This window comes from Actinomadura sp. 7K534, assembly GCF_004348575.1.
GTDB lineage: Bacteria > Actinomycetota > Actinomycetes > Streptosporangiales > Streptosporangiaceae > Spirillospora > Spirillospora livida.
The window spans coordinates 1-12,113 of the sequence record NZ_SMKB01000214.1; the positions used below are offsets into that span (position 1 = coordinate 1).

At 67.6% G+C, this 12,113-nt stretch carries 9 protein-coding genes; 8 read left to right on the top strand and 1 reads right to left on the bottom strand.

Features of this window, described 5'->3' with window-relative positions; all coding sequences use genetic code 11:
* Nucleotides 1-2,151: 2,151 nt before the first annotated feature.
* The gene (locus tag E1266_RS29455) at nt 2,152-2,940 is read left to right on the top strand and encodes a hypothetical protein (protein WP_132052553.1); all 789 of its coding nucleotides are present in this window, start codon (nt 2,152-2,154) and stop codon (nt 2,938-2,940) included.
* 117 nt (nt 2,941-3,057) lie between these two features.
* Here the strand turns inward: E1266_RS29455 and E1266_RS29460 are convergent, their stop codons facing one another.
* A complete protein-coding gene (locus tag E1266_RS29460) occupies nt 3,058-3,843 on the bottom strand; it encodes a hypothetical protein (RefSeq protein ID WP_132052555.1) in 786 nt (261 codons plus the stop codon).
* Between the two features lie 173 nt (nt 3,844-4,016).
* Here E1266_RS29460 and E1266_RS29465 point away from each other — a divergent pair, with 173 nt between their 5' ends.
* The 7 genes from E1266_RS29465 to E1266_RS29500 all read left to right on the top strand — a co-directional run bounded on the left by E1266_RS29465 (nt 4,017) and on the right by E1266_RS29500 (nt 11,766).
* Nucleotides 4,017-4,955, top strand: coding sequence for an aldo/keto reductase (locus E1266_RS29465; RefSeq protein ID WP_243719033.1), 939 nt, complete (start codon nt 4,017-4,019; stop codon nt 4,953-4,955).
* A gap of 93 nt (nt 4,956-5,048) precedes the next feature.
* A complete protein-coding gene (locus E1266_RS29470; RefSeq protein ID WP_132052560.1) occupies nt 5,049-5,951 on the top strand; it encodes a serine/threonine-protein kinase in 903 nt (300 codons plus the stop codon).
* 205 nt (nt 5,952-6,156) lie between these two features.
* Nucleotides 6,157-7,440: a citrate synthase gene (locus E1266_RS29475; RefSeq protein WP_132052562.1), complete on the top strand. Its 1,284-nt coding sequence runs from the start codon at nt 6,157-6,159 to the stop codon at nt 7,438-7,440.
* Nucleotides 7,441-7,667: 227 nt separating this feature from the next.
* On the top strand, nt 7,668-8,816 hold the full coding sequence (locus E1266_RS29480; protein ID WP_243719034.1) for a cytochrome P450: 1,149 nt from the start codon (nt 7,668-7,670) through the stop codon (nt 8,814-8,816).
* 130 nt (nt 8,817-8,946) lie between these two features.
* A complete protein-coding gene (locus E1266_RS29485) occupies nt 8,947-9,849 on the top strand; it encodes a hypothetical protein (protein WP_132052566.1) in 903 nt (300 codons plus the stop codon).
* Between the two features lie 253 nt (nt 9,850-10,102).
* A complete protein-coding gene (locus tag E1266_RS39645; RefSeq protein WP_243719036.1) occupies nt 10,103-10,756 on the top strand; it encodes a nucleoside triphosphate pyrophosphohydrolase in 654 nt (217 codons plus the stop codon).
* A gap of 527 nt (nt 10,757-11,283) precedes the next feature.
* Nucleotides 11,284-11,766, top strand: coding sequence for a helix-turn-helix domain-containing protein (locus E1266_RS29500; protein ID WP_207945984.1), 483 nt, complete (start codon nt 11,284-11,286; stop codon nt 11,764-11,766).
* Nucleotides 11,767-12,113 lie beyond the last annotated feature (347 nt).

The following is a 12,113-nucleotide window of genomic DNA, read 5'->3' on the forward strand; positions in this document are numbered from 1 at the left end:
AACGCCTCCCGACCAGGCCGGCCCCAACCCGACGACCCATCCCACCTTCCCTCCACACGGCATTAGGACGCACACCCTGCCCACACTGCAGACCAACTCCAGCCCGACCTGCCGAGTCGGCCGGAACATGCGCCCCTGCCGGGCCTGCCGGGCCGAGGGAACCGGCCCAAGGTGACCGGACCGGGGTGACCGGGACCGGGGTGACCGGGACCGGGGTGACCGGGACCGGGGTGACCGGGACCGAGATGGCCGAGTCGGTGTGACCTGGCCGGGGTGACCTGGCCGGGGTGACCGGACCGGGGTGACCGGACCGGGGTGACCGGACCGGGGTGACCGGGACCGAGATGGCCGAGTCGGTGTGACCTGGCCGGGGTGACCTGGCCGGGGTGACCGGACCGGGGTGACCGGACCGGGGTGACCGGACCGGGGTGACCGGACCGGGGTGACCGGACCGGGGTGACCGGACCGGGGTGACCGGACCGGGGTGACCGGACCGGGGTGACCGGACCGGGGTGACCGGGACCGAGATGGCCGAGTCGGTGTGACCTGGCGGGGGTGACCTGGCCGGGGTGACCTGGCCGGGGTGACCGGACCGGGGTGGCCGGACCGGGATGGCCAGCCGCCTGCGCTACGCGGGGACCGAGCGAGGGCGTCCGGGCCTGGCCGGACTGGTCTCGTGTCGACGGGCTTCCTCCCGCCCAGCGAGCCGCGCTCACCTGCATCGTCGTGGCGTCGCGGTCACCATTCCGGAGCCACATGACCAAGCGGGCAACCTGCGTCCTTACAGCGCGTCCGGGGTCAGCGCGGCGTGTGCCCGCTGCGTAAGGGGGTCTGGGCCAGTCGGCATCGCGGGGCAGCGGCGGTCGGCCACCGCCTTCGGCCCAGCTGGCTACCGCAAGCACCCACCCCTCGGATACGGCCTCAATCGGTTGAGCGGGCAGCCGACCGTACGGATGGGAGAGGTCCGATCCATGAGGTCGATGTCTGGTCGGGTTTCACCCGCAGCTGCAGCATGCCCGGCCCGTAGAAGCCGCCGCAGTGCGCGGTGGGCCGGACGGGTCGCCCCATGGTTCTGGGGACTTCGTAGGCGGCCGGCTGATTAAGCGATCCGCTTACGGCGGTCGTTTCGAGGCGACCTTGAGGTAACTAGTCGCGTCCGTGAAGGAAGCCCCAAAGGTGTGGTGAATTCAGGACAAGAGACCGGAGATGAGAGAAGTGGAGATTCTCAGTTTCCCCGGTGACATGGAGTGAGACTTATAACACTAGGTCGCCACCCGCGGGTGGCCGCTTCAGAGCTGTATCGAAGCAGCCACCAAATCCGAGGAACCTGGCAGCACACCGCCCGCGCCGTCCCCGCAAACCACGGGTTGCTGGGCATACCGCGGAGATGCGCCTCCTTCTTTCCCCACAGCGCGGCGCCGCGCCGTGCGAGGTCACGGTATCCGAATTTGTACGATTTGCCGCATAAATCGCATCGGGCGGCAACGGAATCCGCACGGATGATCGCGGGGTCGACTGTGAGCGATTCTCAACGCTCCGTAGCCAAGTTGACTACGATCGGCATTCGCACGGTGACCGACGCGATCCCCCGGGGCGAAGATGAACCGTTTTCTGGCACTTCCCGGCCTTGCCGCCACGATCCGCGGCTTGCTCTGCTGTATCGGCGGAGTGCTGGGTAGTACCGCGCTGGCCGGCGCCATCTCCATCGGCGCAGCCGCATCCGTGGACGCGGCCGTCCACCCGGAGCCCGAATCGCCCAGGTCGATACCGCCAGTCTGCCGTGACGCCATGCGCACCAGCGACCGTCAGATGAGGCACGAGTGCAGGCAGGCGTGGATCGCGATGCATGAGAGGTCGCACAGAAGAACAGGGCGCGATGGGGAGTTCCACCGACGAGGCGACCGGCACGACGGGCCGCACAGGACTCGGCGCCGGTCCCCGTCACCGCGGTGGCTCGACGAACTGTTCCGCCGCTGGTCCAGCACGCAACCGACTCCGCACACAACAGCTCCACCACGGCCACGCCCAAAAGTCGGGGCATCAGGTCTCGCACCCTCGAAGCCGACTCCAACACGCTCGCCAAAACCCTCCAAACCGTCCAAACCGACCGCAACGCCGACTCGCACACCGACGCTGGAGCCGACCCCCACCTTGAGCCAGGCCGACGACCTCGAAACGCCACCGCCCTCACTGCAGCCGGTCCTCCTCCTCGGGCTGCTCCTCCCCGTCGTGGCCGCGCTCTGCTACCCCTTTCGTCACCGCCTCTGCGCAGCCGCGGGACGACTCCCGTATTCGATCACCGAGCCGACGGAACCGGTGCAGGCCCATCTCGATTACCGACCCGCCCTCGACCCTTTCGCCGCTCCGGTTCTGGCCCTGACCGGCTCGGGCGCGGCCCCTGCCGCGCGGATCCTGGCCGTAGCGGCCCTGGACGAGCACGGCGAGAACTCCCTCGTCGTGATCCCTCGTCCGGACACCACCGCCCTGTTCGGTCTGGCCGAAGACGAACTCCTCGACGACGACACCGCGGCACTCTTCATTCCGGGCAATCTCGATGCCGCCCTGGCCTACCTCGAGACCGAACTCGCCATCCGCGAGAGCAGGGACGTGCAGCAGGCGCGACGTCTCCTCCTTGTGGCGAACCCCGAAGGAGAGAACGAGAGGATCAAGGCGCTCCTCGACCGCCACCCCGGCGGGGTCTCCGTCATCCTTCTCGGTGACTGGACGGGCGACCGGGTCACCGTCGATGACGACGGCATGGTCGACGCCCCGTCGGCGCTGCACCTCCCCCAGCGCCTCCCGGCACTGTCCCGAACCGAGGCCCGCGACCGACTCTTCTCAATCGTGGCCCACCAGAAAACGCTTCAAAAACCCCCTTCCAAGCGCCGTTCCTCTTCTCGCCGCTCCCAAACCAAACCAAGCAACCCATTGAAGAACTAATACCTCAGCGGCTTTTCCTCAGATGGAGTGCCTGGGACGTGTGAAGGCAAGTTGGTCGGTGAGTGTTATGGCCGACTGGGCAGTGGCCGGGGTGGTGGGACGGGGTCGCCAAGGGGCTTAGGACGAGGGACCTTGTTGATTGGCTATTTCCGCTCGGACGGTTGAGAGGGCCCGGATGGCTCGGCTCACGGGGGCGATTTCGGGGGGCCGGTCGGTTTCGTGGTCCAGGTATGCGGTGCAGCGCTTCAGCCAGCCGCGGACGACCTCCTGAATTCTGTCCTCGGAGCGGAGCATCTTGGTCAGGGCGAGGTCGCGTTTCTCCTCGACGACCTGCCGGGCGAGGGGTTCGTCCGCGCTCAGCGCCTGGATGTCGGAGAGCGCGTAGCGGCCCAGCCGGTCTGTGGCGAGTTCGCGTTCGCCGGCGATCCGGTCGAACGTCCTGCGGGGCCAGTCGAGGATCGTCGCCGCACCGCCGGAGTCGACGGTGTCGGTCAGCGGGCCCTTCCGGGCGGCGACGACCGATCGGACGGCGGCCGGGTCGAGGCGGTCCAGATCGCGCAGGAGGTAGACCGGGTGCCCGCGGAAGCTGCTGATGACGTTGAGGTCGCCCTGAGCCACCAGCACCTCGACGTCGCGTCGTTCGACGTCGAGACCCACCCGTGCCGCCAGCCTGGCGGCCGCCCGGGCGGAGCCGACGGGCGGGTCGTCTCCGAACATGGCGATGACCTGGTGGCCGCGTCCCTCGACCTGTTCGACGAGCTTCGCGGACCATCGCTCCCCGTCGAGATCGGGTCTGGGAAGGATGCCGTGCTCCAGGCCGACGCGCAGCTGCCACCGGGTGAGCCCGAGGTGGCCGGCGAACTGGTGGGCCCCGTAATGGCCGCGGTTGATCTCCACAGGCATTGCCGCGCCTTTCTCGTGATGTTGATGCGACCCAGCCTCATGGACGCGCGGCGGCGAGAACAGCGAAACGGCGCTCTGTGGATAAGTCGGCGACGACCTCTCCGAGATCAGACCATTCGGGCGATCAGGGGTCGCGGATGGAACATGGTGTGGACCGGTGCCAGGCTGAGAGGGTGAACGCGATACAGCGACTTGGGCTCGGGCTTGCCGCGCTGGGGCGGCCGGCTTACATCAACGTCGGCAGGGCTGACGACCTACCGCACGACCGCAGCGTCGAGGCCATGCGTGAGGCCACGTGGGAAGTCCTCGACGCCGCGTACACGGCGGGCATCCGGTGGGTGGACGCGGCGCGGTCGTATGGGAGAGCGGAGGAGTTCCTCGGTGGCTGGCTCGCTGAGCGTATGCCGGAGGACGTCACAGTATCGAGCAAGTGGGGTTACACCTACGTAGGGGATTGGAGGACGGACGCGCCCGTGCACGAGGTCAAGGAGCATCTCCTTGAGCGTTACCGCGTGCAGTATGAGGAGACTCGTGGCTTTCTCGATGGCTATCTGTCCGTCTACCAAGTGCATTCGCTGACGGAGGATAGTCCGTTGTTTCGGGACGTCCGGCTGCAGGAGGCCCTTGCTGAAGCGGCGGCCGAGGGTGTCCGCGTGGGGTTCTCAACCTCTGGCCCGAGGCAGAGGGACACGATCCGCCGGGCGTTGGAGCTCCAAGTGGGTGGGCAACGGCTGTTCAGCACAGTCCAGTCGACGTGGAACGTACTTGAGCCCTCTGCCGGGGACGCCCTGCGTGATGCACACGATGAGGGGCTGCACGTGTTGCTCAAGGAAGTGCTTGCCAACGGAAGACTGGCCGTGCGTCCCCCGGAGGCTGTGCAAAGGATCGCCTCCGGAAAGGGGGTTCAGCCGGACGCCCTCGCCCTGGCAGCCGCGCTTAGCCGAGTGTGGGCGGACACCATCCTCATCGGCGCGGTCAGTACTGCGCAGCTGGCATCGAACCTGGCTGCGACGGAGGTCGTCCTGGATGGGGATGAACTCGAGATCCTGTCTGGGCTGGGCGTGCCGCCGGAGCGCTATTGGGCCGAACGGAGCGCGCTTCCCTGGACGTGAGGCGCTCACCGGAACCGCGGCCGGGCCGTGGCACGATTGAGCGGCCCCCACCACGATCGGAATCCGTTGCCCATACAGTCAGACCTCCCAGAGATGATCGGCCCGTACCGTGTGGTCTCCCGGCTCGGTTCCGGCGGGATGGGCGAGGTGTTCCTCGGGGCGTCGCCGAGCAGACGGCTCGTCGCCGTGAAGGTGATCCGGCCGGAGTTGGTGGACGACCCCAGGTGGAGGAAGAAGTTCCGCCGTGAGGTGACCCTTGCGCAGTCGGTCAGCGGCTTCTACACGGCCCCCGTCGTGGACGCCGACCCGGACGCGGAGCAGCCGTGGCTGGCGACGCAGTACATCCGCGGTGTGAGCCTGTCCAAGGTCGTCCAGCAGAAGGGTCCGCTGCGCGAACAGGCTGCCTGCCGGCTGGGTGCCGGCCTGGCCGAGGCACTGATCGCGATCCATCGATCGGAGATCGTCCACCAGGATCTCAAGCCGTCCAACGTTCTGCTCGCCTCGGACGGCCCGAGGGTCATCGACTTCGGCATCGCGCGCCCGCTGGACGCGCTGCCCCTCTCGCGAACGGAAATCTTGGGTACCCCGGCCTACATGTCGCCAGAGCAGGCCCTGGGAGACCCTGTACATCCGGAGAGCGACGTGTTCTCCCTGGGGTCGACGCTTGTGTTCGCGGCGACCGGGGCGGCGCCGTTCGGAACCGACCACAAGGTCCGTAGCCGCATCGTGTACGGCGAACCGGACCTCACGCGCTTGCCCGAACCTATGCGGGGGCTCGTGACGCGCTGCCTCCTGAAGGATCCTGGGGAACGCCCCACGCCGGAGCAGATCCTCGTCGCGCTGTCGACGTTGCTGGACGCGCACTACGGCGAGGAGTGGCCGCCCGCCGATGTGGAGCAGCTGATCGGGGTGCAGGAGCGGACGCTCGTCGAGATCACCGCCGAGTTGCCGACGCTGCGGGAGCCTCCTCCGCAGGGACATGCGCCAGTGCGTTGAGATTCTTCTCACGCTCGACGAACGCCGCGGTTGAAGCGGTCGAGGACTCGTCGGCATCCGCCCTGGGCCGTATGGGCTCGGTTCTGGGCGCCGGCCCGCGAACTACGCAGAGGGCAACGATTGGCCCATGTGATCACGTGGATACGATGAACGACGGGACGAGCGGACGTCTCCGCAGGTGTGGACGCAGTTGGGAGTGACGAGCATGTCGGATTTCGAGCTCAGCCACGCGGGCGGCCGGATGCCACTGGAGGTGACCGAGGCCACGGAGGGTCCTTCGGGCCTGGGCGTCGGCCGGCTCCTCAAGGAGACGGGTCACGTCACGCTCGATCCCGGTTTCACCAACACGGCGTCCACCACGTCGGCGATCACCTACATCGACGGTGAGGCGGGCATCCTCCGGTACAGGGGTTACCCCATCGAGGAGCTGGCGGAGAAATCGTCCTTCCTTGAGGTCGCGTACCTGCTGATCTATGGCGAGCTGCCAACGTCCGACCAGTTGGACAACTTCACCGACAGCGTCCGCAACCACACGCTGCTGGACGAGAAGTTCCGCGCGTTCTTCTCCGCCTTCCCGCGCAAGGCGCATCCCATGGCGGTCCTGTCGTCCGCGGTCAGCGCCTTGTCGACGTTCTACCAGGACAGCCTCGACCCCTTCGAGCCCGAGCAGGTCGACAAGTCCAGCATCCGGCTCATAGCCAAGCTGCCCACCATCGCGGCGTACGCGTATAAGACCTCCAACGGCCAGCCGCTGCTCTACCCGGACAACTCCCTCGGGTACGTGGAGAACTTCCTGCGCATGACGTTCGGGCTGCCCACGCAGCCGTACGAGATCGACCCTGAGATCATGCGCGTGCTCGACATGCTCTTCATCCTGCACGCCGACCACGAGCAGAACTGTTCGACCTCGACCGTGCGTCTCGTGGGGTCCAGCCAGGCGAACCTGTTCTCGTCGGTGTCGGCTGGGGTCGACGCCCTGTTCGGCCCGCTGCACGGGGGCGCCAACCAGGCGGTCCTGGAGATGCTGGAAGGAATCCACGAGACCGGCGACGACATCGACGCGTTCGTGCGGCGCGTCAAGAACAAGGAGCCCGGCGTCAAGCTGATGGGCTTCGGGCACCGCGTCTACCGCAACTACGACCCGCGCGCCGCCGTCGTGAAGAAGGCGACGAGCAAGGTCCTCGACGCCCTCGGCATGTCCGACCCGCTGCTCGACCTCGCCATGCGCCTCGAAGAGGTCGCGCTGAGCGACGACTACTTCGTCGAGCGGAAGCTCTACCCGAACGTCGATTTCTATACCGGCGTCATCTACAAGGCGATGGGCTTCCCGGCCAACATGTTCACCGTCCTGTTCGCCCTCGGCCGGCTGCCCGGCTGGATCGCCCAGTGGCGCGAGATGCTCAACGACTCGTCCACCAAAATCGGCCGGCCTCGACAGGTGTACGTGGGCCCGAACGAGCGTCACTATGTGGAGCAGTCCGCCCGCTGAAAGGTGCCGGTTCGAGGTTCTCTTTCCGGGGCGTGCCGTTAGATCGGCACCGGCGCATAGCGGGCGGGTTTCCGCACCCGCCCGCTATTGATCGCGTGGTGCCGGTCATCGGGTTAGCCTGACTGCGGTAACCCGGATGGAAGGCGGCACCACGTATGCCCTCCCTTGTAGAGAAGAGCCTGGCCAGCCTGGATTTCTGGGCGAAGCCCTACGCGGAGCGGGACGAAATGTTCGCCGCGCTTCGGGCCGCGGAGGGTCCCGTCTACTGCCCCCTGTCAGACGAATCCGGCTTTTACGCTCTGACCCGGTACGGGCAGGTCGCCGAGGCGAGCCGGAAGCCCGAGGTCTTCAGTTCCCAGCCCACCGCCGTCAGCCTCGCCGACCCGCCGCCCGTGGCCGACTACGTCGGTTCGATGATCAGTCTCGACGATCCCCGCCATGCCAGGCTCCGGCGCATCGTCTCCCGCTCCTTCACTCCCCGCCTGGTCGAACGGGTCGCGGGCGATGTGGCCGTCCTGGCGCGACGCATCGTGGACGAGTTGGCCGAGCGTGGACCGTGCGACTTCGTCCGGCACGTCTCCATGCCGATGCCACTGCAGATCATCTGCTCCATGATGGGCATCCCGGAGTCGGCGTACGACGACGTCATCGACGCCACGGACCTGATCCTCGGCGTCGGCGACCCGGACCATGTCGGCCCGGACGGCAAGGACCGGGCCACCATGCTCGCGGAGAAGTTCTCCTATCTGCACGAGCTCATGGCCGAGCTGAGCCGTGTGCGCCGCGATAAGCCGGCGGACGACCTCGTCACCGCGCTGACACATGCGAACGTGGACGGTGAGGCCCTGGACGAACGCGAGCTGGGCCGCTTCTTCACGCTCCTCGTGGTTGCGGGGAATGAGACCACACGCAATGCGCTGTCGCATGCCCTCGTCCTCCTCACCGACCATCCAGGCCAGCGGGACATCCTCCTCGCAGACCTTGAGCAGCGGCTACCGGACGCCGTCGAGGAGGTCGTCCGCTACGCCACTCCTGTGACGTGGATGCGCCGTACCCTGGCCCGCGACTACGAACTGGAGGGCCACCTTTACCGAACTGGCGACCGGGTGATCCTGTACTACAACTCGGCCAATCGGGATGAGAGGGTGTTCAAGGACCCGCATACGTTCGACATCACCCGCTCTCCCAATCCGCATGTCGGTTTCGGTGCGCCCGGACCTCATTTCTGCCTTGGAGCCCACCTTGCTCGGCGTGAAGTGACGGTCCTGCTCCGCGAGCTGTACAAGCGCCTTCCGCGCCTACACGCCACGGACGCCCCAGTCCGGCAGCGCACCAGTTTCATCAACGGAATCAAGTCCGTCCCCTGCGCCTTCTAATCGCCGCAAGTAAGACATCCGCGACTACTTGCTTCCCTTTATCCACAGGTTCGCGTTCTCTTCGTTCTCCCCCGCCGCCTCCTCGAAGCTGGACGGCATTGACCCCGTCCGAGGACCCGAGGAGACCGCCATGCCCATCACCATCACGGTTCCCGAAGAGACGACCGCCGGCTTCGTCGTCGCCGCCGACGAGGACCCCGGCGACGTCGCGGCGACGATCCGGCAGTTGCTGCCCGCCCCGTTCGCGGCCGCGGTGTCGATGTGCCTCGGGACACCCCGGCTCATCATCGCCGCCCATCGCGCGGCGGACTCGCCGTGGGATCTGAGCGGTGTCACGGCCGCCGACGAGGACGACACCGAGCGGGTCCGGAAGGCCACACGGCACGTAGGGGTCACGTCCGTCCTGCCCGTGGGGGACCTTCCCTCGGGCCCCCACCTCGCACGCGCGGCCGCCAGGGCGATCGCCGAATCGCTCTGCGGCCTTCCGGTGGACCTCACCCTGAACCAGGTACTGCCCGTCGTCCCCTTCGGACGGTTCGACGAGTTCGTCCTCGCCGACAACTGGATCGGCGCCGCACTACCGCCCTTCCGGAACGCCGGCCGCTGCCCGGCCGAGGAGGACGCCGTCGACGGCTGTGCCTGCGTCCGGCTCACCACCAGCGGCCTGTGCCGATTCGGCCTGCCCGAACTCGAGGTCGCCGACGTCGCCTGCCCGCACGACCTCGCCGCGCTCAACGTCCTCCGCACGACCGCGCAGCGGCTGCTTCCGTTGGGCCGGCACCCGGGTGAGCACATCTTGCCCACCGAGCTGATGCTGACGAGTGCCGACTTCTCCTACTACTGGGGGAACCGCGACCCGATGTGGGACGACGGCCCCGTCCCGATACGCCTCACCCGGATGACACCCGACCGCCTACGCATCCGGCAGCCGGCGGACTTTCCGGGGACCTTGAACGAGTGGCTCTGGGACGAGCTACCGCCCGTCCTGCACGAGGTCCTCAGCTGCGAACCCGAGCACGCCACACCCACCTGACGCTGATGCGCACGCCGCTCCCTGGACCCAGCCGGTCGAGCCCCCGACCACCGACGGGCCTCTGGGCCGGACGGCGCCCGCCGCGATGGAGCCCGCCGGGGCGTCCTGGCAGCACCGCGAGCACGACGAAGACGGACCGCCCCACCCCGACGCTCGCGGATGGGAAATGGCCAAGCAGTGCCTTCAAGCCTTCGCACGCAGCTGAGGCGATACTTCCGTCGGAGTCAGTGGCGCCGCAGTAGCGTCGGGCTGCATGGAGAACGATGGCGTGCCAGGTTCGCTCGGGAAAGTCCTGCAGGACATCGCGACCGAACGCGAGGCCCAAGACCGGATGTGGGGTGTCCAGGACTTTCCCGATGGAAGCGGACCGGAGTTCACCGAGCGCGCAGATGAGGCCAAGCGACAGTGCACCGCGGCGGGGTCACAGGGTGAGCTGACCTGGCGGCACATCCTCACGGAAGAGTTCTTCGAGGCCCTGGCCGAATCTGAGCCCGCTGCCCTCCGGACCGAACTGGTTCAGACCGCGGCGGTGGCGGTGAAGTGGATCCAGTCCCTGGACCGGCGGAACGGCGCCGTGGTTCATCCGGTCGGAGAGGGCGGCGGACGTGCCGAAAAGCTGGTCCGGGACCGCATTCCCGAGATCATCCAAGCCGATGGGCGCGTGCCGGAAACCCGTGTTGCGAACCCCGGCGAGTACGCCTCACTGTTGCGCACGAAGCTCTACGAGGAGGCAGGTGAGTACACGGCGAGCGGAGACCCTGCAGAGCTTCCCGACCTGCTGGAAGTCATTCACGCCCTCGGAGCCCTCCACGGCCTGACGCCAGAAGAGCTGGAAGAAAGGCGCTCAGCCAAGGCAGCCGAACGAGGAGGCTTCACAAAGCGTGTCGTGCTGCGACTCCACGAGTGACGCACCAACGCAACGCACAGTCCTGCGTCCGTCGTTCTCGCATCTCCGCTCATCCCGGGGAGCCAGGTCATCCAATCCGGCACGACTTGAGCCCTGTCGAATGGCCGGCCTGGAGGAGAGAACACGGTCATGAACGCGTAGGCCGCGTTCATCGACGGGGCCTCCGGGGGCGCTGTCACAGGTGCGGGTGGGGTCGGTGGGCCACTCATAACAAGGCGTCTGCTGCGACGAAGTCGTGGTCTCGCCGTGGCAGATCAGCGCCGAAGGACGCGCCGGTGGTTCAGTCGCTCCTCAACCAGGTCGGATGGAAGGTGACGCCGGTCATCCAGTCCATCCCGTAGTCAGGGGAGGCCACGAAACCGTCCAAGGAAGTCTTGACCGCAGGAGCACCCTTCCGTCCATGGTCTGCGGTCGCGGGGTGCCCCCCTTCACGGCCTTCAAGGCTGATTGCGGGTTGCAAGCGGTCGGCCCCGGCGACGGGAGAGGCCGGTAGTAGATTGCAACCAGTCGGAGGTGAGGTCGCTTTGGTGAAACCGGCACGTTCGGGGTGTCCGATCAATGCCGCGGTCGAGGCGTTCGGTGACAGTTGGAGCCTGCTCGTGCTGCGGGACGTGATGTTCGGCAACCGGCGCCACTTCAGGGAACTGCTGGCCGGATCGGAGGAGGGGATCGCGTCCAACATCCTGTCCGACCGGTTGAAGCGGCTGGTCGCCGCCGGGCTGCTGACCCGGGAGGACGCGGGGCCCGGACGTCGTGCCGCCTACAGCTTGACCGAGGCGTCGATTCGGCTGGTGCCGGTGTTCGCACAGCTCGGCGAGTGGGGACTGCAGCATCGGCCGACCACCAAGCGGCTACGCGTACGCGCTGAGCTACTTGCGGCCGGCGGGCCCGACCTATGGGAGGAGTTCATGGCCGAGCTGCGAACCATCCATCTCGGCGAGCCAGCCCCTGACCGGGAAGGTCCCGGCGTCATGGAACGTCTGGCCGCCGCCTACGCCGCCGCACTGTGACGAGCTGCAGAGAGCTCGCAACGGGCCTTCGCCGCCCCGTCGGCGGGGCTGGCCAGCATCGTCCACGGGCTGCCGTAGACAGCTCCCCGAGCGGTCCTCGGGACGGCCCGTGAGCACTTCTCGCCGTGCCCCTGGACTCACTCGGGGTCGGGGCCGTCCAGCGGTAGGCCGGGGGCCCCACCGGCCAGCCGAGCCGGTCTCTAAGGACTGGACGGCATCACCCTCGGGCTGCTTGTAGACAGCGGAGTCCAACGGCCGGCCGAGCCGACTCATTCGGGGCTCGGGGTTGCAACCAGTCGGAGGTGAGGTCGCTTTGGTGAAACCGGCACGTTCGGGGTGTCCGATCA

Coding starts and splice junctions, on each gene's coding strand:
- E1266_RS29460 (WP_132052555.1), bottom strand. CDS start 3,843: ATGCCTGTGGAGATCAACCGCGGCCATTACGGGGCCCACCAGTTCGCC.
- E1266_RS29470 (WP_132052560.1), top strand. CDS start 5,049: ATGATCGGCCCGTACCGTGTGGTCTCCCGGCTCGGTTCCGGCGGGATG.
- E1266_RS29475 (WP_132052562.1), top strand. CDS start 6,157: ATGTCGGATTTCGAGCTCAGCCACGCGGGCGGCCGGATGCCACTGGAG.
- E1266_RS29480 (WP_243719034.1), top strand. CDS start 7,668: ATGTTCGCCGCGCTTCGGGCCGCGGAGGGTCCCGTCTACTGCCCCCTG.
- E1266_RS29485 (WP_132052566.1), top strand. CDS start 8,947: ATGCCCATCACCATCACGGTTCCCGAAGAGACGACCGCCGGCTTCGTC.
- E1266_RS39645 (WP_243719036.1), top strand. CDS start 10,103: ATGGAGAACGATGGCGTGCCAGGTTCGCTCGGGAAAGTCCTGCAGGAC.